The sequence below is a fragment of the Shewanella sp. GD03713 genome (assembly GCF_029843705.1).
In the GTDB taxonomy this organism is placed as follows: Bacteria; Pseudomonadota; Gammaproteobacteria; order Enterobacterales; family Shewanellaceae; genus Shewanella.
The window spans coordinates 2,995,574-3,019,493 of record NZ_JAOCIW010000001.1 but is presented as its reverse complement, the minus strand read 5'-3'; the positions used below and the strand labels follow the sequence as shown (position 1 = coordinate 3,019,493).

Here is a 23,920-nt window from a genome sequence, read left to right as displayed (position 1 = left end):
TAAAAGATGAAATTAAGTTTATTGGCGGGAACGATAGCGTTAGTGTTTGCTTTGCAAGGTTGCTCAAAGCCGGAAACAACGGCAGCGGTACAAGAAGGCTCAACCCAAGCCGCTGCGGCGCAAACTGAAACTCAAACCGCTGAGTCTAAATACGTCGCCTTAGTCGATGCCTATTTTAAAGATTACTTAAAGTTAGAGCCGATTTACGCCACTTTTGTCGGTGTTAATGACTACAACGCGCAGTTCGGCGGCGACTTAACTGAGGAATATCTTAAGGCGCGTCATGATCTGAATACCCGTTATTTAGCGCAAGTGAGGGCGATTGACCTTGAGCAATTGCCTGCCGATTTACAACTCAGTTACGCGCTGTTTGTTTATGACCGCGAAATGGCCCTAGTGGACGAAACCTTCCCATCACGCTTTATGCCGATCAGCCAGTTCTACAGTACTGTGATCACTATGGTGCAATTGGGCAGTGGTGAGAGTGCGCAGCCTTTTAATACAGTGCAGGATTATCGCAACTGGGAGCAGCGTGTTAACGGCTTTATTGATTGGATCCAATTGGCCGAGAATCGTATGAATGAAGGTATTGCCAGTAAGGTGGTGTTACCTCGCGTGTTAGTTGAGCGGATTATTCCACAGCTTGATGCCATGCTTACTACGGATGCCAGCCAAAGCATTTTCTATTCACCGATTAATCACTTCCCAGAAGGGTTTTCGGATCAAGATAAAGCGGAGCTAACAGCAAGTTATCAAGCGATGATTAATGAGCGTTTAGTGCCTGCATTAACGGGACTGCGTGATTACTTCAAGCAGACTTACTTACCTAAGTCCCGCGCGACGGACGGTTGGTCTGGTCTACCAAACGGTAAAGCTTGGTATCAGCATTTAGCCAATTCTCATACCACCACAACCATGCCAGTGGATGAAATTCACCAAATTGGTCTCAATGAGGTCGCACGCATTCTTTCTGAGATGGACAAAGTCCGTGAGCAAGTAGGTTTTAAAGGTGACTTAAAAGCCTTTTTTGCTTCTTTATCGTCTGAGCCACAATACTTCTATAGCGATCGCCAAGGCTTAATCGATGGTTATATGGTGTTGAAAGATAAGATTAACCAAGTATTGCCACAGTATTTTAATGTTATGCCAAAGGCCGACTATGTGGTTAAACCGGTTGAAAGCTTTAGAGAGCAATCTGCTGCTGGCGCGTCCTATGAATCACCAGCTGTGGATGGGAGCCGTCCAGGGGTGTTTTATATCAACACCTATAACCTAAAAGCACAGCCGAAATGGGGTATGACGACCTTGTCATTACATGAGGCCGCGCCTGGCCACCATTTCCAAATCGCCATTAAGCAAGAGCTAACAGGCGTTCCTGAGTTCCAACGTTTCAGTGGCTATACCGCCTTCGAAGAGGGCTGGGCGTTGTATGCTGAATACTTAGGCATCGAAATGGGGCTCTTTAGCGACCCTTATCAATACTTTGGTAAGCTTTCAGACGAAATGCTGCGTGCGATGCGTTTGGTGGTAGATACGGGATTACATGCCAAAGGCTGGAGCCGCGAACAAGCGATTCAATATATGAAGGATAATTCGCCCATGGCGGAGTCGGATATTATTGCCGAGGTTGAGCGCTACATGGCGATTCCGGGTCAAGCGCTCTCCTACAAAGTAGGTCAGCTAAAAATCCTCGCTCTTCGTGAACGCGCTGAAAAAGCCCTGGGTGATAAGTTTGACCTAAAAGCCTTCCATGATCAGATCCTCACCTCTGGCTCACTACCTATGGCGGTGATGGAGCAGAAGATCGATCGTTGGATTGCGGCGACTAAGGCTTAACTTAGAGTCGATTATGCTGCGCCGTTACCGATAACAAAATCAATGACGGCGCGGTTTAAGACTTTTTAATTAAACAGAATGTTTTTATACTCAACATTCACATCCCGTTTTCAGTCATAAAAACGGGAACCATATGATATTTGGGGCAAATGTCTCAGGATTATTCAGGGAGTTTTATCATGGTTCAGGCTACAGCAAGACATTTGTTAGTGAGCAGCGAAGAGCAGTGCCAAGCACTTAAACAACAGATCCTCGATGGTGCCGATTTTGCGCAAATCGCCCGCGCCCATTCCTCATGCCCATCGGGTGCCCAAGGTGGCGAATTAGGTTCATTCGGCCCAGGCATGATGGTGCGTGAGTTTGATGAAGTAGTATTTAGTGCACCATTAAACGTGGTTCAAGGTCCAGTTAAAACCCAGTTTGGTTACCACTTACTCGAAGTCACCAGCCGCGGTTAATCTTCTTCTTGCCGAGACAATGGCAGCGTTTGGCTGCCATTTTTTTTAGTTCGTCCATCCATTGGGGAGCCGCTATGCTTGAACTCTATACCGACAGATTAAGACTTCGCAGTTTACAAGAGCAGGATTGGCCACATTTCTTGGCATTACACCAAGATCCTGACATCAATCGCTACGTGCGTATTCCTGAAGCTCCCGAAGTGATCCGGCAAAAGTTTGAGCAGCGCTCAGTCACCTGGGACTATGCCTCTGGCGATTGGCTTACGCTGACGATCGAAACGCTGGATACCGGTGAGTTTATCGGTTTAACTGGCCTTCATTGTCAAAGTGTGGAGGAGCAACGTGCCGAGGTCGGATATTTACTGGCGCACGCAGGGCAAGGTAAAGGCTATGCCACTGAGAGTTTACAGGCGGTTGTCGATTGGGCCTGTTTAAGTTTGTCAGTCCATAAATTGGTTGGGTACTGCGCTAAAGATAATATCGGCTCAGCCCGGGTAATGGAGAAATGTGGCTTTCAACTCGAGGGCGTATTTCGGCAGCATTTTAAGATAGGCGATGAGTGGCTAGATGAATCCGCCTATGGGCTGCTCACCGATGAAAGGCAAAGATAAGTTAAATTATCTGCATCCCATGGGACATGCTGCTATAATGCCGCAGGTTTATTTTTTGAGGCGTGTTTAAGTGGCGCAAATTAATCAGTTAGCTTTATATCCTGGCGAAGATTTTATTGAATTGTACAAAGTATTAAAGGTACAAGGCATGTCGAATGCTGGCGGCGAAGCCAAGCATGTTATTGATGAAGGTTTAGTTACCGTCAATGGCGAAGTGGAAACGCGCAAACGTAAAAAAGTCGTTGCGGGTGACATCGTCAGCTTTAATGGTGAATCGGTTCAAATCATTGCGGCTGAATAAGCCAGATACTGTGGAGTAGGATATGCAATTTCCAGACGACGATAATGGCAAAATGCTGGCTGCGATGGCCGAAGCCGGAATTGACCTCACTAAAGCCCTCGATGTTGATTTCTTTTTAGTTTTCGATGATCAGCGCGATGCTGAAACTGCACTCGAAGAGTTAGCTAACTCCGATTTAGAAGGCGAAGTTGAGCTGAACCTTAACGATGAGCTCGGTAAGTGGGAAATCATCGTATGCATCAACATGGTGCCAGACTACGATGACTTGGTTGAGCAAGAGACCATTCTCAATGATTTTTCGGCCGAGTTTGGCGGCATGACCGATGGATGGGGCGTGATGCAACATCAAGAAGGTGATGATGAGTTTATGGATGACGACCATGTTCATGATGAACATTGCCATCACTAAGCCTATCGCCGGATAAGCGTTAAAAAACCACCGCTCAGGTTAACACCTATCACTTAAGGTGTTTAGAGCGAACAGGGTAGCGAGTTTTATTGATACGAACGGTCCTTGCTTTGGGCCGTTTTCTTTTTTGGGGCAGTATGTAGCGTTTAACTCTCTCCCGCATGGCCCTTAGCTTTCTCGGGATGGAGCCGGGGGAGGCTATCGCACACCACATCAGCTCATCCTGAATATCTCTCAATGCCATCATAAAACTTATACGCAATGGCGATACCTGCGCCTCTCTCGCAATACGACTGATTTCCAGGCGAACCAAATTGTAAGCTATCAATATTCCCCAGATTTCTTGTATTACCCCCTCCACAGACTGACTTCGTAGCAGCACTTCATCTTCGAGCATATTGTGCTTTATCTCTCCGTAGCTGTTCTCTATTTCCCATCGTTCAAAATACACATCCAGTAATGACTGCGTACCATATTCCAGACTCGTTAAGGAGGTGAGAACACCTATGACGTGATTAGGTTGTTCTGGCTTAGGGTACAGGACAAGGCGGGCTTGCCATTTCTCCGGCAAGCTTGGGTCTTGTTTCCGAGCATGGGCTGACACTTTCATTTCCACTAAAAGGTCTCGCCCTTCCTTATCCAGTTGCTCAACCACTTCATATTGCGTGTTGGATTTTATCGGCGTCATCCAGTGACTCGTCGTATGTTGCCGTTGCCAATTAATCATCAACTCGGCACTGAGGTAACAGCGGTCAAAAATCGTCAGGGAGTGAGCGGGGGCTGAAGCGGCCAGCTGTTTGGCATAAGAGACCTCTCCTGTCGAGCTGGGCCCAAAGACAACATCATGTAATAAACGACTTCGCAGCGATGTGAGGGCACATAATCGAACAATCGGGTATTCAGTATGGTGGTTTTCATTGTACTTGATGTATTGGAAGTGCTCTGCAAGACAGGCGGTATCATGGGTGCGGAACTGAGTGCCGTCGACAGAAAGTAAACTCAGTCCAAACCATTTGTCATCGCTATCTTCCTGCTGGGTCCAATGGGCTGCTGTCAGTTTAAAAAGCGCTTCCAAAGGTTGGGCGGTGAGGCGCTTTCTCGCTTGAGGAATAGCACTTGGTGCAACAGAATCCCCTAAGTGGTTGGAAAGCTTGAGGTCTAGTTTATCTAAAACTTCCGTGATGGGTTTATCCCGATACAAGCCAATACCGACAATTAGCCAAACGACAAGTTCGGCGGGTAACTTACGCCGTCTCATGCTGGCTTTATTGGTAGAATCAAGGGCTTGCTCTATCCATTCGAGCGGGAGTTCTTTTTGGAAGAGAGCCAGTGATTCTGGTGCAGCAAACGTATCGACATCAATCAGCCAGTGAGCCAACATAAAAAATACCCTCAGCAATTAGTGTACTGAGGGTATTGTTAACCATCCGTAGGATCGTTCAACTGATCAATGCCTTAACTGATCGGTGTTAACCGCTCAGGTGGTTTTTTGCTATCTAGGCTTTGACGCTATCTGACGATTGCCGATATGGGGCAAATAACTCGAGCATCCAATCGATAAAGGCTTGTACTTTTAGCGGTAGGCTAGGGGATTTGGGCGTGAGCAAGTAATAAGCGTATGGGCTGGTAAAAGGCGCTTGAAACGGGATCACTAAGCTGCCATTGGCCAATTGATCTTCGATAAAAAAACGTGGGATCAGTGCTGCGCCCATGCCACTGGCTGCGGCTTGACTCAACATATAAAAATGCTCGACGCCAAAGGTTTGTGCCTGCGTGAGTACCAGTCCCACTTTATCCGCCCAATATTCCCAAAGCTCTGGCCGTGTGGTGTGTTTCAGTAGGGTGACCTGATTGATGTCTTCGATGCTTTTGAGCTTAGGCGCGAGTGACGGCGCGCACACTAAGCACAAGTCTTCATCCATCAGTTTGATGTAGTTAACCCCTCTGGGGAGTTGAGTGCTGCTGCGAATGGCGATGTCGTAACGGCCTTGGCTGAAATCGACGGCGAAGTCACCAATCGAAAGATCCACATACAAATGCGGATGCCGAGATTTAAATTGCTCCATCCGGGGGATTAACCAGTTGATGGTTAAACTGGGTAACACATTGATAGCTAAAGTTTGTGGCCGCGAGCCTTGACTACGTAAATCGGCGGTGGCACTGGACAAGGTTTGCAGAGCCGCTTGCACATGGGGCAAGTAGCGCTTGGCTTCGTCCGTGAGTGCGACTTTTTTATGCAGGCGCACGAAGAGGGCAAAACCTAAGAATTCTTCTAATACACGGATTTGTTTACTGATGGCGCCATGGGTGACATGCAGTTCTTTGCTGGCAAGAGTCATGCTTTGCAAGCGGGCGGCAGACTCGAAAGCCCGTAATGCATTGAGGGGCGGCAAGGAAGTAAACATAGGCGTATCCGAATCGAATAAATGATAAGGGTATTTAGTGTGAGCTTTGCTCACGCTAGCGCGACAATAACTCCTTTGCGTTTATAAGGCAAACGCAGTCTAATGCGAAGCCTTAGCTCCTATTACTCAATAATAACAATCATGGAATTTGAACTGACTCTACAAATTGCGGCATTACTCTTTGGCGTGGCTATGGTGGCGGGGTTTATCGACTCTATCGCCGGCGGCGGGGGCTTGCTGACTATCCCTGCGTTAATGTGGGCGGGTTTACCGCCGGCGGTAGCGCTCGGGACTAACAAATTACAGGCCTGCGGTGGCAGCTTTTTTGCGAGTTTGTACTTTGTGCGTAAGGGATTAGTTGATTTGAAGGCCGTTAAACTGTCCCTTATCTGTGCCTTTGCGGGCGCCGCCTTAGGCACTATTCTGGTGCAGTTGGTCGATGCCAAAGTACTGGAGTTAGTCTTACCTTTTTTAATCCTCGCGATTGGTTGTTATTTCTTGTTTTCGAAAAAGATATCGGAAGATGACCGCCACCAAGTATTAACGCCTACCGCTTTTGCCTTTACCGCCGCGCTCGGTGTGGGTTTGTACGATGGCTTTTTTGGCCCAGGCACAGGGAGTTTCTTCGCGCTGGCCTTTGTGACCTTGGCCGGTTTTGGTTTGGCAAAAGCGACGGCACACGCCAAGGTGTTAAACTTCTCGACCAATATTGCTTCGCTTATCTTCTTTACCTTAGGTGGCAAAGTGATTTGGGTGCTCGGTTTAGTGATGCTTGCTGGTCAGGCTATCGGCGCCACCTTAGGTTCGCGCTTAGTCGTGACCAAGGGCACTAAGATCATTAAGCCTTTAGTGGTGACTATGTCCTTAGCCATGAGTGTGAAGCTACTAGCCAGCCAATATCATCTGTTTTGATATAGCCTCTCTCATATTTAACTCTCCCTGATAAGGCCGATTGCACAATTTGTGCGGCATAGTCCATGAGCACAATTTTCGGCCTTATTGCTGTAAATCTCTTCACTCCCTTGGTATTCGCTATACTCCGCAGCAATGTTTAGGATAACCTAGCATTTTTAAAGCGTTTTTAGGGGCTATTGGCGGTGTTATTGCCTCGCGGCGCCTGAGACTTCACACGTTAAATGGTATGCGCCCACGCGATAGAATCGGCTTAGTATCCATTAAGGTTTAGCAACGATGAGATTTATCCATACCTCGGACTGGCACATTGGTCGCCAGTTACATAATCAATCACTCTTAGAAGACCAAGCCTATGTGCTTGATCAAATCGTGACATTGGCTGAGCAGCACACTGTCGATGCGGTGATTATTGCCGGGGATATTTACGATAGGTCGATTCCTCCGGCCAGCGCCGTGGCTTTGCTCGATGAGGTGCTTAATCGCCTCATCACAGAGTTAGGATTACAAGTGCTGATGATTGCCGGTAACCACGACGGGCACGAACGCTTAGGCTTTGCGGCTAAACAAATGGCGGCAAGTGGCTTACACATTATTGGGCCGCTTCAGGCTGATTTAACGCCGATCCGCTTAACCAGCTCAAGTGGCGATGCTTACTTTTATCCGCTGCCTTACGCCGAACCTGCAACCGTGCGCCAAGTATTTGAGGCGGATGTTAAGGGGCTTAGCGTATCCAGCCATGAAGAGGCGATGGCGCTACTGCTAGAACAAGTCCGCTGCCACGATAGCCAAGGGTTACCTAAAGTCGTTGTTAGTCATTGCTTTTTAGATGGTGGCAGTGAGTCAGAGTCCGAGCGGCCATTGAGTATTGGTGGCGCCGATAAAATTTCCCCACGGCTTTTTAGTGAGTTTGACTATGTCGCCCTTGGCCACTTACACGGACCGCAATATAAAGGCAGTGAACATGTACGTTATTCTGGCTCGATTTTGAAATACTCCTTTAGCGAACAGCATCAACATAAGTCTGTCACTTTAGTGGATGTCACAGCGCACACTCCGGCGCAGATCCAACTCTTGCCCTTAAGCGCGCTGCGCGATGTGCGGATTATCGAAGGAGAATTAGCGCATTTATTAGATCTTGGGAAGACCGATGCCAAGCGTGAGGATTATCTGATGGTTAGACTCCTCGATAAACACGCCATTTTAGATGCCATGGGCAAATTGCGCAGTGTTTATCCCAATGTGCTGCATCTAGAACGTACTGGATTAATGGCGGGCGAACAGGCCGTCGCACTCAATCGTGACCATATCAAAAAAGGCGAAATGGCCATGTTCCGTGATTTTTTCAGCCAAGTCTCTGGCGAGGAATTGAGTGATGCGCAGCAAGCGGTCATGGATGAGATTTTAACTAAGCTTCACAGGGATGAAGGTGATAGCGATGGATCTACTCGCGTTGCAGCAAAAGGGGAGCAATCCGCATGAAGCCACTCTCGCTGTCGATGTCGGCCTTTGGCCCTTTCGCCTCGACTCAAACTATTGATTTTACCGAACTGGGGAATAACCCCTTATTCCTGATCAACGGGCCAACTGGTGCGGGCAAAACCACGCTGCTCGACGGAATTTGTTTTGCGCTTTACGGCAAAACCACGGGTAACGAACGCGAAGGCAGCCAGATGCGCTGCGATATGGCTGATGATAGCGTACTGACTGAGGTAACTTTTCATTTTCAATTAGGTAGTACGGGTTATCGTATTCGCCGTGTCCCCGAGCAGGAAAGATTAAAGAAAAGCGGCGATGGCTCAACGGTACAAAAGAGTGAGGCACAGCTGTATAAGATTGCCCCGGATGGCAGTGAAACCCTTATCGTCGCCAGTAAAGTGTCAGACGCCACGGCGGAAATCGAGGCATTAACCGGCCTAGATGTGGAGCAGTTCCGCCAAGTGATGGTGCTTCCGCAGGGGAAGTTTCGCGAATTGCTGATGGCCGACTCTAAGGCCCGTGAGCAGATTTTTAGCCAATTATTCCAAACCCATATCTATAAGGGCATCGAAGATACCCTAAAAGCCAAGGCGGCGGATATTCGTGCCTTAGTGAAAGAGCAGCGCGCCCGCCGTGACGGTATTTTGCAAACGGCAGCACTCACATCCGATGATGAGCTTGCTGCTGAGTTTAGTCGCATTGAACCCGAATTCGCGGCGGCGACGGCAGCAAAAGAGCAGTGCGTTGCGGCGCATTTGGCGGCATTAAAACAGCGTGATAGCGCGCAGCAACTCTTTGCGGAATTTACTCGATTAGAGGAATTGCAGGCTGAGGCGCTTCGTCTTAATGAGCAGCAAGCGCATATTGCAACCCAAACGACACGGCTTGAGGTGGCCAAGCAAGCACTGCGGGTAAAACCCTTATTAGATAATGCCTTGTCGCGGGAGCAAGAAGCGAGTGTTGCAGCTGTCCAGCGCGATAGCGCGCAGTCGACACTCGATGCCGCCAAGCTCGCACTCGCTCATGCAGAAACCGCTGCGCAGGAAATTATTTCCCTTGAACATAAGCTGCGCGACCTTGAGCAGCAGCATAGTCATCTCAGTGCGTTAGTGCCGCAGCTGGCAGAGTTTGCTAGCCTGGAACAAGCTTTAACGCAGGCAAAAGAGATACTGCAACACACCAAGCTGCAGGGGCAGGAGAGTAAAACTGCACTTGCCACCTTAGTTGAGCAGCGCAGTCATTGTGAGAATCAATTGCCAGCCTTGCAATCGCAAAGTGAGCAGCAACTTGCCACTGCGCAGGCGCTGCAACAGCACCGTCATATGCTCGAGCAGTTCAAGCAGTGGCAGCAGATCTGTGCCAAAGTCGCGCACACTCAAGGGATTCTTGAGCAGGTCGGCTCACAAGGAAAAGTACTTAATACCCAATATCAAGCAGCTTCAACGGCTTACAAGTCTTTGCAGCTGAAGTGGTTTCAAGGTCAGGCAGCCATTTTAGCTAGAGAGTTAAAACCCCATGAACCATGCCCGGTTTGTGGCAGTTCGGCCCATCCTCATCCCGCGGTGAGTCATGAGGATTTACCAACGGATCTACAATTGCAGGCGGCGCAGGATGCCGAGGCCTTGGCGCTCGATAATCTCAATAAAGCGCGGGCAGAATATCGTGGGCTGCAAAAGCAATTAGAAGCACAGCAACAGCAGGCGAATGAACTGGCAGCAGCCCTTGGCGATAAGGTTGAATTGTCGCTCGAATCCCATCGCCAAGCGCTAGACGAACTGACACAGCAAGCCAAACAGACCGACGCTGCGGCGCAAGGGCTACAGCAGTTACAGCAACAGATCAAAACCTTGCAACAGCAAGAGTCGACATTGACGCAGCAACTAGAACTTGAGCGTGAGCGTTACCGTGAACAAGAAGGCAAAGTCGAGCGCTTATCGGGTCAATTTGCGGAAAAAGCGCTGCGGATCCCAGAAGAATACCGAACACTGGAGGTATTGAATCAAGCGATTGCGAATAACCAGCAGCAACTCGAGCAGATAAAACGTCAGATTGATGCGCTCAGAGCCGCGCAGCAGCAGGCGGCGCAGCAGAGTGTGGCGGCGCAAACGGCATTGTCGGCGGCGATAGAGCGTTGTAATGGTGCGGCAGATCTGCAGGTGCAAGCACAGCAGGCACTATTAGCGGCGCTGGATAATGCAGGCTTTACCGATAGAGATGCATTGCGCGAGGCCTTATTAACGGATGAGCAAATGCAGGCGCTAGCTGAGGGCATAGAGACCTATCATAGGCAGTGCGCCTTAAATCAGTCGCAACTGACTCAGCTTACAACCAAATTAAGCGAGTCGACATCACCCGATCTTGACGCCTTAGAGGCCTTGCTCACTGAGCGACTCGCGCAGCTTAAAACGGCGGAAGAGCTATGGAGCCAACTCAATACTCGGCTCACCCTGCTTAACAATACCCAAACTCAGCTGGCGGTGGTCGATCAAAAGGCCAAATCCCTCGAGGATGAATACGCTGTGATTGGCACCTTGGCCGATGTTGCCAATGGTAATACAGGCAACAAAATTTCCCTGCAACGCTTTGTGCTCAGCGTATTGCTCGACGATGTGTTGCTTGCGGCAACGCAGAGGCTGCATTTAATGAGTAAAGGGCGCTACCGATTATTGCGCAAAGAGGACAGGGCGAAGGGCAATAAGGCCTCAGGGCTAGAGCTTGAAGTCGAGGATGCCTACACCTCTAAAGTGCGTCCCGTGGCGACCTTAAGTGGTGGTGAGAGTTTTATGGCTGCCTTGTCGATGGCCTTGGGTTTATCGGATGTGGTTCAAGCTTACGCAGGCGGCATAAAACTCGATACCTTATTTATCGACGAAGGCTTTGGCAGCCTAGATCAGGACTCCCTCGAACTTGCCATTCGCACGCTGATGGATTTGCAGTCGGCGGGGAGGATGATTGGGGTGATTTCCCATGTATCCGAAATGAAAGAACAGATAGGCACTCGAATTGATATCTTGAAAACCTCCCATGGGAGTGAAATCAAGGTGATTTTGCCTTAGTCTAACTTAAATTGGTTTAACACCTTGTTTTTATTGAAATGATAAACGAGATTTTGCGCTATTTAACATCTATATACAGAACACACAATCGGTTTAAAGTGCTAACTGACGCATGTTTTTAGTAAATAGTGCTATAAAAGTGCAAAATAGCGTTTGTCATAATCGGTTTTTTGGGATAAGTTGACAAAATTCGGGCTTCCCCCTGAGGGACTGGTTCAAAAATATAACGCAATAACGATAACAAAAGGTGAAAGCGTTGCAGACAGGTAAACCCAATTTGGCTAATTTTCCGCAAATTCGTTTGCAGAATTTATCTTCAGCCCACAAGAATATTCTCCTCGTTGGTGGTTTATTAATCGGTGCGGCGATGTTAATGCCGAATGCCAACCATGTGGTTCCTACTGCTCAACGTATTCCCGTCGCGCTCGATCTCGAGACGATTTTGCCACAGGTTTCTGAGCCTGTTGAAACAGCACCAATTGTAGATAATACTCCTCATTTTGAACGTGTCATTGCTTCTGGCGATACCTTAAGTGCTTTATTTTCTAAAGCCGGTGTTGATCAGCAAACCATGTATAAAGTGTTAGAAGCCGACTTAAACATTCTGGCGCTCGATACCTTATTACCTGGCAACCGTATTCAATTTTGGCTGGATAATGAAGGCCAACTGCAGAAGTTAGAGCTGTATTTTAACGCTGCCCGCCAAGTGGTATTTACCCGTTATGAAGATGGCAGCTTTAACGTTGAAGAAATTAACGTTGAAGGTGTGTGGCAAAACCGTATTCTCACCGGCGATATTAAAGGTTCATTCTACGTTTCGGCGCAAAAAATGGGTTTAGCAGCGGCCGATATTCAGCGGATTGAAGATTTACTCAAAGAGAAAGTGAATTTTGCTCGGGATTTACGTGCGGGTGATAAATTTTCTGTTTTGGTAAATGATCAATATGTTGAGGGCGAAGCAACCGGAAGCAGCCAAATATTAGGCGTGAGCATTAAAACGGGCCGCTCTGAAATTAGTGCATTCCAACATACCGATGGCAGTTATTACGATGCGAAAGGCCAAAGCTTAGTGCGTGCCTTCCAACGTATTCCATTGGCTAAACAACCACGCATGAGTTCTCGTTTTAACCCTACGCGTAAACATCCAATTACTGGCCGTATTTCACCCCATAACGGTACCGACTTTTCAGTGCCTATTGGTACTAAAGTTATTGCCCCTGGCGATGGTGTCGTAAGCTTAGTCACCGATCACCAATTCGCGGGTAAATATATTGTGATTGAACACGGTGGTAAGTACCGTACACGTTATTTACACCTTTCTAAGGCATTAGTGCGCAAAGGTCAACGTGTCACTCGTGGCCAAGTGATTGCTTTATCAGGTAATACTGGACGTTCTACCGGTCCACATTTACATTATGAATTCCACGTTAATGGTAAGCCAGTGGATCCAATGAGAGCCGATATCCCGATGGCAAGCCAATTAGCGAACCAAGAATTACGTACCTTCACCAATATCGTGAAGAGCCGCCAAGCGTTAATGAATTTAGGTTAAGCCATTCATTAATCCGAGCGAACCGAATATAAAAACGCCGATGAATCTGATGTCATCGGCGTTTTTATTTGGGCTGCGTTTAGCTATAACGGCTGGAAAACACTTATCCATTAAACCACTGGTTTAGTAGTAAGGATGTTTAACCAAATTAGGGGCAAGCTTTACTGCTTTAATATAAGCGGTGGATAGAGTTAAGTTGGCCGAGTTAATACGCATCTAAGCAAGAACAGGGAAAATGCTGATATCGCTTTATAGATGCGCCGAGTGCCTATATAAGCGAGTTACTTCGCGTTACGCTGCTTTGTCTTTATCTAATTTGATAGGGTTACGGCGGTCAACTCAAATGAATTAACTGGCTTGACGTTTCTGCATTGCCTTTAACGCACATTTACACAGACGACCTTTTAAAGCTGGGCAGCCTCCGCAGGGGGATTTTTTAAAGGGACGAAGTGCAAAACTGCGTTCAGTGGGTAATGGACGGATACGCTTAATAACGGCGGATGATAAAAATTTAGCATCATTCGCGGCACTAAAATAGGCTTTAGCTAATTTAAGTTGTTTCTTGCGGGCGGTCTTATCGAGGGTTTGGATATGCTGTTTTGCCAGATATTCGGACAATAATAGGCTTAAGTGTTTACGCTGCTGTTTTTTATTTTGTGCATGAGTCGTATGTATTACTGGCGTATTTGCCGAATAAAGGTTTTGCAATTCAACAGGGCGATCGGATTTTGCCTGCTGTTTTTGCAGTTTCTTGGCCTGTTTGTTACACCACTTTTCTAGCTTTTTACCAATCTTTTGCTTTTTCATACGACTTTTTTACACGACTGAAGTGCGGTAACGGATAAGACAGATTCATTCTAAATGAAAATTATTATCAGTCAACTGTGCGTGATAAATCGATGAGTAAAATGCGAGCCTAGTCGAATAAGTTTGTTTAGTTTGAGTAGGGCGATTGATTAGCGTCGATACAGGTTAGCAGTAAACGCAGATCGAATTCGAATTGATGGTAATCGGGCTCCATATAAGTACACAACTTATAGAAAGCTTTATTATGATCCTTCTCTTTTAGGTGGGCGAGTTCGTGTACAACCACCATTCTGAGCAAGGGTTCGGGGACGCGCTTTAAACGTGAAGAGATACGGATCTCGTTCTTAGCCTTGATTTTATTCCCTTGTACTCTGGAGACGTAAGAATGTAAGCCAAGTGCATGATGACTCATGCTAATTTTGTCATCGAAGATCACTTTTGACAGGGGAGAGGACTGGCGTAAAAACTGATTTTTTATCCCTTGGGCATAGTCATAGAGAGCTTTGTCGCTACGGATCTCGTGGACCGTGGGATGACGACGCAGCAAAACATCCGCAAGCTTCCCACCTTCGAGTAGGTGTTGAACTTGGCGTTGGATATCCGGACTATAACCGCTTAAATATTTTAAGGTTTGCATTGTTTCTAGCTGTGGGAAAACGAGCTTAGCGCTACAGCCGCGCTAAGCTCACAGGCTTTAAGCTTTACCGAAGATACGGCGATTTTGCTGAGCGTAGGCGGCCTCAAAGGCGGGTTGTTGGACGCGCTTGAGATCTAAGCTGTCAAAATCAACTTGAGGCGGATTACGCTTGTTTTGTTCCTTGATCGCAACAGGCGATAACAAGGTCACCGGCAGATCGCCGAGTTGAATTGCGGCTTCGAGTTTAAAGCTGGTGGCGGAGCCTGCCAGTTTGCCTTTTTGCTCGCGCTCGATAACGACGATTTCATCGACCTTATAATCTTCCATTAACTTATGGAAAGCGAAGTGAAATTCACGGATAGTTTCCGCTGAGGCTGATTGAGCGACGCTAAAAGACACTTTACGGCAGCTTGGTACGTTGAAGGTTTCACCTTCGTAGCTCAGCAGACTGATAATGGCTTCGCCGCCTTTTAATTCAACACCACAAATTCGCATGTTACACCTTTAAATATCAACATTTCTTACATATGGCAGGAGCATATTCCCACCCGTAATGTCGAGAGTCTGCACTATGGACTCTCGCGAGTAAATCATTAACGCTCGTCGTCATGATCCTGCAGCAAAGGCGCCGCAGGTTTTTTACGCATAGGCGCATCACCCACGTCAACCCCAGTGATAAAGCGTTTGTCACGTGAGGCGGCCGTTTTAACCGTTTTTGACTTGGTTTTCGCTTTGGCCTTGGTACCTGCCTTAGCGACCGCTTTAGTTGCGGTGGTCTTTGGCTTGTCTTTTAAACCACTAAATTTAGCTTCGAGGCCCTGAATGGCACTGATCTCAAAGGTCTTTCTAAGGAAGAGTTGTACTTTCTTAAAGTTATCCCAATCTTTAGGACCAACGAGGGAAATTGCATCACCCTTAGCGCCCGCGCGGCCGGTACGACCAATGCGGTGGACATATTCTTCGGCAAATTTGGGCATGTCGAAGTTAATGACGAGGGAGACATTGAGTAAGTCTAAGCCACGGGATGCCACATCTGTGGTCACCAGAATCTGCTGCTGACCGCGGGCAAATTGATCCATGATTTGATTACGGGCCGCCTGCTTCAGCTCGCCGCTTAACGCCGCGGTGGCAAAACCTTGCGCCGAGAGTTTGCTGGCTAAGCGCTCGGTATCGGCGCGGGTGGCGGTAAAAATAATCACTTGCTTGTGGGTTTCGTCACTAAGCAAACGCGTGAGCAGGGCTTCTTTGTGATCTAAATGATCACACAGATAAATCCGTTGGGTAATGTCCTGATGCTCAGTGTGGGCTGCACCAATCGCCACATGTGATGGATTTTTGAGTAATGCCGCGGCAATCTCATTGATTTCACTGTGATCTAAAGTGGCCGAAAACATTAAGGTTTGACGGCGCTTATGATCTGCAGCTGCGTTAATGGCTTTTAATTGTGGCGCAAAACCCAGATCCAGCATACGGTCGGCTTCATCGAGGACAAGCAGTTCTAATCCATTGAGGAAGAGGTTTTTTTGTTCTAAATGATCGGCGATGCGTCCCGGCGTTGCCACGATAAAATGTGGCTCTTTTGCCAGAGCTTTAGCTTGATCGTTAAAGTTTTCACCGCCCAACACGCTAATGGCTTTGTATTGAGTGTTGGCAACCAGCAAACGTAGCTGGCTATACACTTGGTGGGCCAATTCGCGGGTTGGTAATAAAATCAGTACTCTAGGATCGCGCTTGGTTAAGGCGCGGGTGGAGATAACCCTTTGCATCGCTGGCAACAAAAAAGCTAAGGTCTTACCTGAGCCTGTCTTTGATGACGCCATTAAATCTTTACCTGCCAATGCGATAGGCAGTGCTTGTTCCTGGATGGCGGTTGGGGTCGCAATCCCCATATGCTTTAAGCTTTGTAACAGACGCTGGTCCAGAGAAAAATCAGTAAACTGCAAAGGTATATCCCCTAAATCTGAGTGAGGGCAGATTATAGCCTTAAATCACTATGCTCAGCTATCTTGATTGGTCATTATCTTACTGAATCCGCTAAATAGCCGCTGTTATGGCTGGCGATTTAGCAAAGACGTGAGTAGTAACCCCCAACATGTGTATAACGGGCTAGGCAGCTTCTTGGAGGTGTTGCATTCGATGGACCTTGGATTCATTTCCACAGCGGCCTTTTAACGCGCTAAGTGGAATAAATCCATAAATGATTGACAGTACTCAGGGCGGAATTTAGCTTATTCAAATCATTGAGTTGTTAAGGGAAACATATTATGGGCAAGGGAACAAAACCCACCATTGGCATCGCGCTTGGAAGCGGAGCCGCCAAAGGTTGGGCTCACATCGGTGTACTCAATGGCTTGGCCGCCATGGGAGTCAAACCCGATAAAGTGGCCGGATGTTCAATCGGCGCGCTCGTCGGGGCGGCCTATGCCCATAATCATTTGACCGAGCTTGAGGAGTGGGTGCGCAGTTTTTCGAGCTGGGATGTCCTCGGGTTAATGGATATTCGTTGGCGTAAGGGCGGTTTGATCGGCGGCGAGAAAGTCTTCGATGTGCTGCAATCGCGCATCGGTGATATCAATATTGAAGAGCTCGAGCGACCCTTTGCAGCAATCGCGACTGACTTGTATTCTGGGCAAGAAATTTGGTTTCGCCATGGCGATTTACGCCAAGCTGTGCGCGCCTCTTGCTCAATGCCGGGGATATTAGCCCCCGTTCGTCAAGGAGATCGTTGGTTAGTCGATGGCGCTGTGGTGAACCCTGTGCCTGTGTCAGTGAGCCGCGCGATGGGCGTCGATATTGTGATTGCCGTGGATTTGCACGGGTTTCATTCGGGGCGGCTGCAGGTATTGCCCGTCAATATGACCAGCCATAAGGCGCCGAAGGAAGAAGCCGAAATGCCCGCGCGCCAAGAAACCGGCTTTATGGATTTATTTGCTCGGGGGCGGGAGTATGTCAGCAGTTTAACCGACAAGTTTTCCCTCGGCACTAAATCTAACCCTGGCATGATTGCGGTGATGTCTCAATCGATGGGGATTTTAGAGCAGCGTCATAAACGGGCGCGTTTGATGGGAGATCCGCCCGATGTCTTGGTTGTGCCCGAAGTCGCTAATATCGGCACCATGGAATTTCACCGTGCCGATGAGGCGATTGCGGCGGGGGAGGCAGCTGTAGCTAAAGTCGCGCACTTAATTGAAGCTGCGATTTGGAAAGGCTAAGTCGCGAGGAGACTCAGGGCGTGTTGACGTTTCGAGATTAAATTTTGTTCGTTCTGGCAAGCTCGTGCTCGTGAAACGAATAATAATTTAGGCAAGTGACTGTTTGATTGGCTTATTTTTTGCTTTAACCCCATCACACAGTGTTAGATGCCGAATTATTGACGATGAATCCTCTTTTAAATGCCTTAAATCTGAACCGTAGCAGTGTTGCCGATGCCTATGGCCTGAACAGCAAGAAGACGGACACGAGTAAGACAGAATCCTTGACGGATGCCAACTCATCCACCAAGGATACGCCTAAGACTGAGACGAAACCTAGTGATGAGATTGCCTTGTCACCCCGTGCGCTTAGGGCACAAAAAATCCAAGCCATGTCGAAGGATTTTTTTGCCGATGGCCAGTTTAGTGTGTCAGATATTCCGGCCTTAGTGTCTCGGCTGCAAAAGGACGGTATTTTGTCCGATGCACAGGTTGAGCGCCTGTCACAAAACGGCATTAATTTGCCGAGCCAAAAGCCGAGCAAGCAATCACTGCAGGACTTTATCGATGACGAGCTGAAGTCCTTAGCGGAAAAGTCACCAAACAGTCCGATGATCAACACCTTAGTCGATGCTAAGAATGTATTGTCGAATATGGATGATGCGCAATCCCCTGTGCTGGCACAAAAAGCCACCAAGGTATTTGGCCAGTTAACCGATTATCTAAATAGCAACCCAACACTGAGTGACAGCCAAAAGCAGTTATGGCAGGGGCTTAAATCGACCATGCAAGTGGCCTCTTCCATGGGAATGCAGCAATCGGCATCGGGGCAACTGAGTAGTTATCTTGCCTTAGCCAAGCGTTAACCCTGTCTGAGCGCAAACTTTAGCTAAAGGTAAACGCCGAGCTACGGACTGCTTTTATTCCAAGGACTTCTTATTACAAGGACTTTGGCTTTCGGGCCAAGGTCCTTTGTCGTGATTAGCGGGCATTTTTAGCGTCCGCTATCCTGCTTTATGGCCAAGGTCAAGGCTTAAAACTGAGATCATTGGGCTTGGCTACAGTTCTTCTTTGTTCTTTTTATCCATCCGATAAATCATGATCTGGATCATGGAATTTTAGGTGTTAATGCCGCTTAATTGCCTAGATATTGTGTTTATTGATTATCTGAACACTATATGTAGTGTTAATTTTAATCGGAATGGAGAGGAACTGAACAATGCCAGTCGTGATCAAGCGGGATGGTTGCCGCACACCTTTTGATGAAACAAGGATAAGAGATGCAGTGATAGCGGCTGCAAACTCGGTTGGGATAGAGGATGCTGACTATGCCGCGACGGTTGCCGCCTGTGTGAGGGAGCGAGTGGCGAATCTGGCAGAAGTCGAGATCCACCATTTACAGGACGCAGTTGAAAATCTCTTGATGGAAGGTCCTTACAAATCCTTGGCGCGGGTTTATATCGAGTATCGCCACGACAGAGATATTTGTCGCGATGCGACCAGTAAACTCAATCTCGAAATCCGTGGTTTAGTCGAGCAGAGCAATGCGGCGCTGTTAAATGAAAACGCCAATAAAGACTCTAAAGTGATCCCAACCCAGCGGGATCTGCTCGCGGGTATTGTTGCGAAACATTACGCCAAGAGCCATATTCTGCCTAAGGATGTAGTGGCCGCCCATGAACTTGGCGAGATCCATTATCACGACCTCGATTATTCGCCGTTTTTCCCGATGTTTAACTGCATGTTGATTGATTTGGCAGGCATGTTGACCCACGGTTTTAAGATGGGCAACGCCGAAATTGAGACCCCAAAATCCATCTCCACCGCTACGGCGGTAACGGCGCAGATTATTGCCCAAGTGGCGAGCCATATTTATGGCGGCACTACGATTAACCGTATCGATGAAGTGCTCGCGCCTTTTGTGGCGAAGAGCTATGACAAGCACTACCAAGTGGCGCTCAACTGGCAGATTAAAGATGCCAAGGCCTATGCGACGGCGCTCACCGAAAAAGAATGCCATGATGCTTTTCAATCCCTTGAATATGAAGTGAATACCTTACATACCGCCAATGGGCAAACGCCCTTTGTGACCTTTGGTTTTGGTCTTGGTACCTCGTGGGAGTCGCGTTTAATTCAGCAATCCATGTTGAAAGTACGTATGACGGGCCTAGGTAAAAATCGTAAGACTGCCGTGTTCCCTAAACTGGTGTTTGCGATTCGTGATGGCATTAACCACAAGGCCGGTGACTGCAACTACGATGTCAAACAAATGGCCCTAAAATGCGCCAGCATGCGCATGTATCCGGATATTTTGAACTACGAGCAAGTGGAAAAGGTCACGGGATCATTTAAAACCCCAATGGGCTGTCGCAGCTTTTTAGGCTCCTACAAAGAAAATGGCGAACTGGTCCATGAAGGGCGCAATAACCTTGGGGTAGTCAGCTTAAACTTGCCCCGAGTGGCCCTCGAGGCTAATGGCGATGAGGCTGAATTCTATCGCATTTTAGATGAGCGTTTACTGCTCGCCCGCCGCGCATTAGACACCCGCATCGAACGCTTAAATGGCGTTAAAGCCAGAGTTGCGCCGATTCTGTATATGGAAGGCGCCTGTGGTGTGCGCCTGCGCGCCGATGATGATATCGCCCAAATCTTTAAAAATGGTCGGGCATCGATTTCATTAGGCTATATCGGTTTACATGAAACCATCAATGCGCTCTATGGCACTGAAACCCATGTGTTTGATGATGCCAAGCTGCGTGAAAAAGCGGTGGCGATTGTCGCACACCTTAAAGCGGCTACCGATGCATGGAAGGCCGAAACCGGTTATGGCTTTAGTCTTTATAGCACCCCGAGTGAGAGCCTCTGCAGCCGTTTCTGCAAACTCGATGCGCGCCAATTCGGCGTGGTTGCGGGCGTAACCGATAAGGGCTATTACACCAATAGCTTCCACTTGGATGTGGAAAAGCGGGTGAATCCCTACGATAAAATTGATTTTGAGCAGCCATATCCTGCTATTGCCAATGGTGGCTTTATTTGCTACGGCGAATACCCCAATATGCAGCACAATATCGAAGCGCTCGAAAATGTGTGGGATTACAGCTATAGCCGCGTGCCTTACTACGGCACTAACACGCCGATTGATGAATGCTACGACTGCGGTTTTACCGGTGAGTTTAGTTGTACCAGTAAAGGCTTTACTTGTCCTAAATGTGGCAACCATGAGCCAAGCAGGGTATCTGTGACGCGTCGGGTATGCGGTTACTTAGGTAGCCCCGATGCCAGACCATTCAACCATGGCAAGCAAGAAGAAGTGAAACGCAGGATCAAACACTTGTAACACTTTTGCCTTGTTTGTTTTGTTACACTGGCACAGTCGCACTGGTGGCGACTGTGCTTTGATCTTTAGCCCCTAACCATATTGGGCTTTAGCGCGGACGCAGCAATGAACTATCACCAATATTATCCCGTTGACGTGGTGAACGGCCCCGGTACTCGGGTCACCCTATTTGTGTCAGGTTGTGAGCACCAATGCCGAGGTTGCTATAATCAAAGTACTTGGGATGTGCGCTCAGGCCATTTGTTTGATAAGGCAATGGAAGATACGCTTATTGCCGATCTACAGGATGAGCGCATTGTGCGCCGCGGCTTGTCACTCTCTGGGGGCGATCCACTCTTACCCGCCAACCTTGAGGGGATACTCGCGTTAGTGAAGCGGGTGAAAACCGAATGTCCAGGTAAAGATATTTGGCTGTGGACGGGTTATACCTGGGATGCGCTAACGGATAAGCAGCGGGCGGTACTGGAATATGTGGACGTGCTGGTGGATGGTAAATTCGAGCAGAGCCTTGCCGATCCGAGTTTGCCATACCGTGGCAGCAGCAATCAGGTGATCCGTTTCTTATAAAAGCGGTAACGAGGATCGCTAACTTGCTGTTATAATCCCACACCTTGACACAGTGACCCAGACATTCAGGCCCTAAATGGTGCAAATATCGACTGGGATTCACTTAAGTAATTTAAGGTAAAATGATGAATTTAAAGCAAGAACTGCAGCAGCTTAACGATAAGTTAGATAAGTTTCGTCGTAAACTGGCGGCAGCAGAGCAACGTGGCGATGCCGTTATTGTGGCGCAATTTAAACGCGAGATTGCGGCGGTCACTAAGCAAATCAATAGTGTAAAAACGCAGCAGTCGCGCCTTTTACAAAAGCAAGGTACAGATATTCAACACTTGCCATTCCATCGCGCCCTCACCAAAGCTGAGCAAGCCGACATGGGTCAACTGAAAAAGTCAGTCAAAGGCCTAGTGGTTGTGCATCCTATGACGGCATTAGGACGCGAAATGGGCTTAACCGAAGTCACAGGTTTTGCTCCAGCAAAGTTTTAAGTTTTATTGGCAAGTTATTCATTGAGTTGCAAAATAAGGCACATGCCTATTTTGCAGCGCCTTGAATGGTGGTTCGACAGATTGAGCTATACCCGTGATAGCGCCGCAGGTTTCGATTTATAGTTGATTAAATTACTAAAGTATTTCGTGATTATGGAAAACGCTTTAGAATAGGCGCTCAGTAGGCGAAGAGCCCAATCATCGTTTTGTTTATGGATGTTCCTTCCGTCTCATGGAATGAGAGTAGTCGTTAAGGTTAAGTCATGTCGATAAAATATGTCGCGACGTCAAAATTACCCACTCCTTGGGGCGTTTTTGCCATGCACGGTTTTGAAGATACCGAAACCGGTAAAGAGCATGTTGCCCTCACGTTTGGCACCCTAAGTAGCGATGCCCCCGTATTAGGCCGTATTCACTCTGAGTGTCTTACGGGCGATGCCTTGTTTAGCTTACGCTGTGACTGTGGCTTCCAGCTACAAACTGCGATGCAAAACATTGCCGAAACCGGCAGTGGATTTATCTTATATTTGCGCCAAGAAGGCCGCGGTATTGGTCTACTGAATAAGATCCGTGCCTATGAATTGCAGGATAAAGGTGCCAATACGGTTGAGGCGAATGAGCAATTAGGTTTCCCGGCGGACATGCGTAAATACGATATGATCCAACCTATGCTTGAACAAATTGGCGTGAAGCATGTACGCTTAATGACCAATAACCCTCGCAAAGTCAAAGCGATGAAAGAAATCGGCATCGAAGTGGTTGAACGTGTTCCCCTGCAAGTCGGTAAAAACCGCTACAATGAAGCTTACTTAAAGACTAAATCCACCGAACTTGGGCATATGATGTCTGAGTATCATTTTACGGATGAAGAGTAATCTTTAACCAAAGCGATAACCGATTAGGCTTAGCAAATCAGGATCTGTTTGCATAAATTGAAGACCATTTTTAGCCGGTTACTCGTTAAATGCTTTTCCTGTTCGGCGCTATCAATGGGGTGCGTCTTCCCACTGTTGGCGTCGACCGCTCCCATTGCAAGCCACACCCAACCGCAGGCTGCGCAGCTATCTCCGTCGTTTGCTCAAATGAGCCCCGAATCGCCGATTGATGGCCAAAATAATCCCAACTCTGTTTATGCCTTTGGCAGTTATCTTGGCACGGGTGTGTATCGGGCCGCCGATCAAAATGCCACTGTGGTGAGCATTCCCTTAAGCTTTGATTTCTTAAAGGACGAAAGTAGTCAAACTTGGCTGCGTCTACCCTTGTCCTTCGGTTTTTTTGACTACTTAGCCAAAGATATTACCGATGGTGAATTGCCTTCCTCGGTCGGCACTATGACCATGACACCCGGCATCGAACACCACTGGCAAGCAACGGTAAACACGCGGATGGAAGCCTATCTGGATGTGGGGTTTGGGACGAATTTCGATACCGATGCAAACGTGGCGATTTTAGCCTCGGGCGTGAGTAGCTTATATGATTTCAGCCTCGCGGGTGAAGACAGCGTTTGGGTGTCGAGGTTAAGGTTTGCGGGCTACAGTGAGCGGGTAGGGAAATTAACCGACCAATTTGCGGTATTGCAAACCGGGGTCGATATTGGCCTTTCACCCCGCTGGCAATGGTTGAATATTCAGATGCAGCCGAGAGTCTTTGCGGTTGGCTATTGGTATTTCAACGAGCTGGATTTTAGCCAAAATGCTGAAGATGAAACCATTGTTTCCGGCAGCTACGAATTTGGCGCGACACTCGCCTTTGCTAAGCCTTTGGGTGGTGAACTCCTCGGCATAGATAGAATTGGGATCAGTTATCGAACCGGTGATGGATTAAATATCTGGCGTTTATTATTTAGTTTCCCTATTTAGTTTGCTATTCAAATCAAGCGT

At 47.9% G+C, this 23,920-nt stretch carries 22 protein-coding genes; 16 read left to right on the top strand and 6 right to left on the bottom strand.

The features are described from left to right. The first annotated feature begins 6 nt into the window (after window positions 1-6). The 5 genes from N5E87_RS13380 to N5E87_RS13360 all read left to right on the top strand — a co-directional run bounded on the left by N5E87_RS13380 (window position 7) and on the right by N5E87_RS13360 (window position 3,615). Window positions 7-1,836: a DUF885 domain-containing protein gene (locus N5E87_RS13380; RefSeq protein WP_086902582.1), complete on the top strand. Its 1,830-nt coding sequence runs from the start codon at window positions 7-9 to the stop codon at window positions 1,834-1,836. A gap of 179 nt (window positions 1,837-2,015) precedes the next feature. After that, window positions 2,016-2,294, top strand: a complete 279-nt coding sequence (locus N5E87_RS13375; RefSeq protein ID WP_011623210.1) for a peptidylprolyl isomerase — start codon at window positions 2,016-2,018, stop codon at window positions 2,292-2,294. A 74-nt stretch (window positions 2,295-2,368) separates the two neighbouring features. After that, window positions 2,369-2,905: a GNAT family N-acetyltransferase gene (locus N5E87_RS13370; RefSeq protein ID WP_086902583.1), complete on the top strand. Its 537-nt coding sequence runs from the start codon at window positions 2,369-2,371 to the stop codon at window positions 2,903-2,905. 70 nt (window positions 2,906-2,975) lie between these two features. Further along, window positions 2,976-3,206 carry an RNA-binding S4 domain-containing protein gene (locus N5E87_RS13365; RefSeq protein WP_011623208.1) on the top strand — a complete coding sequence of 77 codons (231 nt, stop codon included), beginning with the start codon at window positions 2,976-2,978 and terminating at the stop codon, window positions 3,204-3,206. A gap of 22 nt (window positions 3,207-3,228) precedes the next feature. Beyond that, window positions 3,229-3,615: a ribonuclease E inhibitor RraB gene (locus N5E87_RS13360; protein WP_086902584.1), complete on the top strand. Its 387-nt coding sequence runs from the start codon at window positions 3,229-3,231 to the stop codon at window positions 3,613-3,615. Window positions 3,616-3,664: 49 nt separating this feature from the next. Here N5E87_RS13360 and N5E87_RS13355 read toward each other — a convergent pair whose 3' ends face one another. Both N5E87_RS13355 and N5E87_RS13350 read right to left on the bottom strand, forming a co-directional pair. Further along, window positions 3,665-4,996, bottom strand: coding sequence for an IS4 family transposase (locus tag N5E87_RS13355; protein WP_043015601.1), 1,332 nt, complete (start codon window positions 4,994-4,996; stop codon window positions 3,665-3,667). 115 nt (window positions 4,997-5,111) lie between these two features. Beyond that, a complete protein-coding gene (locus N5E87_RS13350) occupies window positions 5,112-6,020 on the bottom strand; it encodes a LysR substrate-binding domain-containing protein (protein WP_086902631.1) in 909 nt (302 codons plus the stop codon). A 141-nt stretch (window positions 6,021-6,161) separates the two neighbouring features. On the opposite strand from N5E87_RS13350, the gene N5E87_RS13345 reads away from it, so the two are divergent. The 4 genes from N5E87_RS13345 (at window position 6,162) to N5E87_RS13330 (ending at window position 13,019) form a co-directional block, all read left to right on the top strand. Further along, a complete protein-coding gene (locus N5E87_RS13345; protein ID WP_023267800.1) occupies window positions 6,162-6,932 on the top strand; it encodes a TSUP family transporter in 771 nt (256 codons plus the stop codon). A 279-nt stretch (window positions 6,933-7,211) separates the two neighbouring features. Continuing rightward, complete coding sequence (locus N5E87_RS13340; protein WP_086902585.1) at window positions 7,212-8,414, top strand: exonuclease SbcCD subunit D; 1,203 nt, start codon at window positions 7,212-7,214, stop codon at window positions 8,412-8,414. Continuing rightward, on the top strand, window positions 8,411-11,467 hold the full coding sequence (locus N5E87_RS13335; protein WP_086902586.1) for an SMC family ATPase: 3,057 nt from the start codon (window positions 8,411-8,413) through the stop codon (window positions 11,465-11,467). Before N5E87_RS13340 ends, N5E87_RS13335 begins: the two co-directional genes overlap by 4 nt. A gap of 256 nt (window positions 11,468-11,723) precedes the next feature. Beyond that, complete coding sequence (locus N5E87_RS13330; protein WP_086902587.1) at window positions 11,724-13,019, top strand: peptidoglycan DD-metalloendopeptidase family protein; 1,296 nt, start codon at window positions 11,724-11,726, stop codon at window positions 13,017-13,019. 348 nt (window positions 13,020-13,367) lie between these two features. Here N5E87_RS13330 and N5E87_RS13325 read toward each other — a convergent pair whose 3' ends face one another. From N5E87_RS13325 to N5E87_RS13310, 4 genes are all read right to left on the bottom strand, one after another. After that, window positions 13,368-13,826: a hypothetical protein gene (locus N5E87_RS13325; protein WP_086902588.1), complete on the bottom strand. Its 459-nt coding sequence runs from the start codon at window positions 13,824-13,826 to the stop codon at window positions 13,368-13,370. A 127-nt stretch (window positions 13,827-13,953) separates the two neighbouring features. After that, entirely contained in the window at window positions 13,954-14,463 is a 510-nt protein-coding gene (locus N5E87_RS13320) for a YgjP-like metallopeptidase domain-containing protein (RefSeq protein ID WP_086902589.1), read from the bottom strand. Between the two features lie 57 nt (window positions 14,464-14,520). Continuing rightward, entirely contained in the window at window positions 14,521-14,958 is a 438-nt protein-coding gene (locus N5E87_RS13315; RefSeq protein WP_011623199.1) for a DUF3010 family protein, read from the bottom strand. A 98-nt stretch (window positions 14,959-15,056) separates the two neighbouring features. Continuing rightward, entirely contained in the window at window positions 15,057-16,406 is a 1,350-nt protein-coding gene (locus tag N5E87_RS13310) for a DEAD/DEAH box helicase (RefSeq protein WP_086902590.1), read from the bottom strand. Between the two features lie 321 nt (window positions 16,407-16,727). On the opposite strand from N5E87_RS13310, the gene rssA reads away from it, so the two are divergent. The 7 genes from rssA to N5E87_RS13275 all read left to right on the top strand — a co-directional run bounded on the left by rssA (window position 16,728) and on the right by N5E87_RS13275 (window position 23,899). Continuing rightward, entirely contained in the window at window positions 16,728-17,675 is a 948-nt protein-coding gene (gene rssA / locus N5E87_RS13305; protein WP_086902591.1) for a patatin-like phospholipase RssA, read from the top strand. A gap of 164 nt (window positions 17,676-17,839) precedes the next feature. Next, window positions 17,840-18,520 carry a hypothetical protein gene (locus N5E87_RS13300; protein WP_086902632.1) on the top strand — a complete coding sequence of 227 codons (681 nt, stop codon included), beginning with the start codon at window positions 17,840-17,842 and terminating at the stop codon, window positions 18,518-18,520. A 353-nt stretch (window positions 18,521-18,873) separates the two neighbouring features. Then, window positions 18,874-20,991, top strand: a complete 2,118-nt coding sequence (gene nrdD, locus N5E87_RS13295) for an anaerobic ribonucleoside-triphosphate reductase (protein WP_086902592.1) — start codon at window positions 18,874-18,876, stop codon at window positions 20,989-20,991. A 105-nt stretch (window positions 20,992-21,096) separates the two neighbouring features. After that, window positions 21,097-21,558, top strand: coding sequence for an anaerobic ribonucleoside-triphosphate reductase-activating protein (gene nrdG, locus N5E87_RS13290; RefSeq protein ID WP_086902593.1), 462 nt, complete (start codon window positions 21,097-21,099; stop codon window positions 21,556-21,558). 125 nt (window positions 21,559-21,683) lie between these two features. Continuing rightward, window positions 21,684-22,040 (top strand): YibL family ribosome-associated protein, encoded by a 357-nt coding sequence (locus N5E87_RS13285; protein ID WP_011717500.1) that lies wholly within the window; start codon window positions 21,684-21,686, stop codon window positions 22,038-22,040. Between the two features lie 263 nt (window positions 22,041-22,303). Further along, complete coding sequence (gene ribA / locus N5E87_RS13280; RefSeq protein WP_023267813.1) at window positions 22,304-22,915, top strand: GTP cyclohydrolase II; 612 nt, start codon at window positions 22,304-22,306, stop codon at window positions 22,913-22,915. 114 nt (window positions 22,916-23,029) lie between these two features. Continuing rightward, on the top strand, window positions 23,030-23,899 hold the full coding sequence (locus N5E87_RS13275; RefSeq protein WP_249555771.1) for a hypothetical protein: 870 nt from the start codon (window positions 23,030-23,032) through the stop codon (window positions 23,897-23,899). The last annotated feature ends 21 nt before the right edge of the window (window positions 23,900-23,920 follow it).

Bases quoted from the DNA above. Each gene is read 5' to 3' on its own strand.
- N5E87_RS13380 (WP_086902582.1), top strand. From the start codon at position 7: ATGAAATTAAGTTTATTGGCGGGAACGATAGCGTTAGTGTTTGCTTTG.
- N5E87_RS13375 (WP_011623210.1), top strand. From the start codon at position 2,016: ATGGTTCAGGCTACAGCAAGACATTTGTTAGTGAGCAGCGAAGAGCAG.
- N5E87_RS13370 (WP_086902583.1), top strand. From the start codon at position 2,369: ATGCTTGAACTCTATACCGACAGATTAAGACTTCGCAGTTTACAAGAG.
- N5E87_RS13360 (WP_086902584.1), top strand. From the start codon at position 3,229: ATGCAATTTCCAGACGACGATAATGGCAAAATGCTGGCTGCGATGGCC.
- N5E87_RS13355 (WP_043015601.1), bottom strand. From the start codon at position 4,996: ATGTTGGCTCACTGGCTGATTGATGTCGATACGTTTGCTGCACCAGAA.
- N5E87_RS13350 (WP_086902631.1), bottom strand. From the start codon at position 6,020: ATGTTTACTTCCTTGCCGCCCCTCAATGCATTACGGGCTTTCGAGTCT.
- N5E87_RS13345 (WP_023267800.1), top strand. From the start codon at position 6,162: ATGGAATTTGAACTGACTCTACAAATTGCGGCATTACTCTTTGGCGTG.
- N5E87_RS13340 (WP_086902585.1), top strand. From the start codon at position 7,212: ATGAGATTTATCCATACCTCGGACTGGCACATTGGTCGCCAGTTACAT.
- N5E87_RS13335 (WP_086902586.1), top strand. From the start codon at position 8,411: ATGAAGCCACTCTCGCTGTCGATGTCGGCCTTTGGCCCTTTCGCCTCG.
- N5E87_RS13325 (WP_086902588.1), bottom strand. From the start codon at position 13,826: ATGAAAAAGCAAAAGATTGGTAAAAAGCTAGAAAAGTGGTGTAACAAA.
- N5E87_RS13320 (WP_086902589.1), bottom strand. From the start codon at position 14,463: ATGCAAACCTTAAAATATTTAAGCGGTTATAGTCCGGATATCCAACGC.
- N5E87_RS13315 (WP_011623199.1), bottom strand. From the start codon at position 14,958: ATGCGAATTTGTGGTGTTGAATTAAAAGGCGGCGAAGCCATTATCAGT.
- rssA (WP_086902591.1), top strand. From the start codon at position 16,728: ATGGGCAAGGGAACAAAACCCACCATTGGCATCGCGCTTGGAAGCGGA.
- N5E87_RS13300 (WP_086902632.1), top strand. From the start codon at position 17,840: ATGAATCCTCTTTTAAATGCCTTAAATCTGAACCGTAGCAGTGTTGCC.
- nrdD (WP_086902592.1), top strand. From the start codon at position 18,874: ATGCCAGTCGTGATCAAGCGGGATGGTTGCCGCACACCTTTTGATGAA.
- nrdG (WP_086902593.1), top strand. From the start codon at position 21,097: ATGAACTATCACCAATATTATCCCGTTGACGTGGTGAACGGCCCCGGT.
- N5E87_RS13285 (WP_011717500.1), top strand. From the start codon at position 21,684: ATGAATTTAAAGCAAGAACTGCAGCAGCTTAACGATAAGTTAGATAAG.
- ribA (WP_023267813.1), top strand. From the start codon at position 22,304: ATGTCGATAAAATATGTCGCGACGTCAAAATTACCCACTCCTTGGGGC.
- N5E87_RS13275 (WP_249555771.1), top strand. From the start codon at position 23,030: ATGGGGTGCGTCTTCCCACTGTTGGCGTCGACCGCTCCCATTGCAAGC.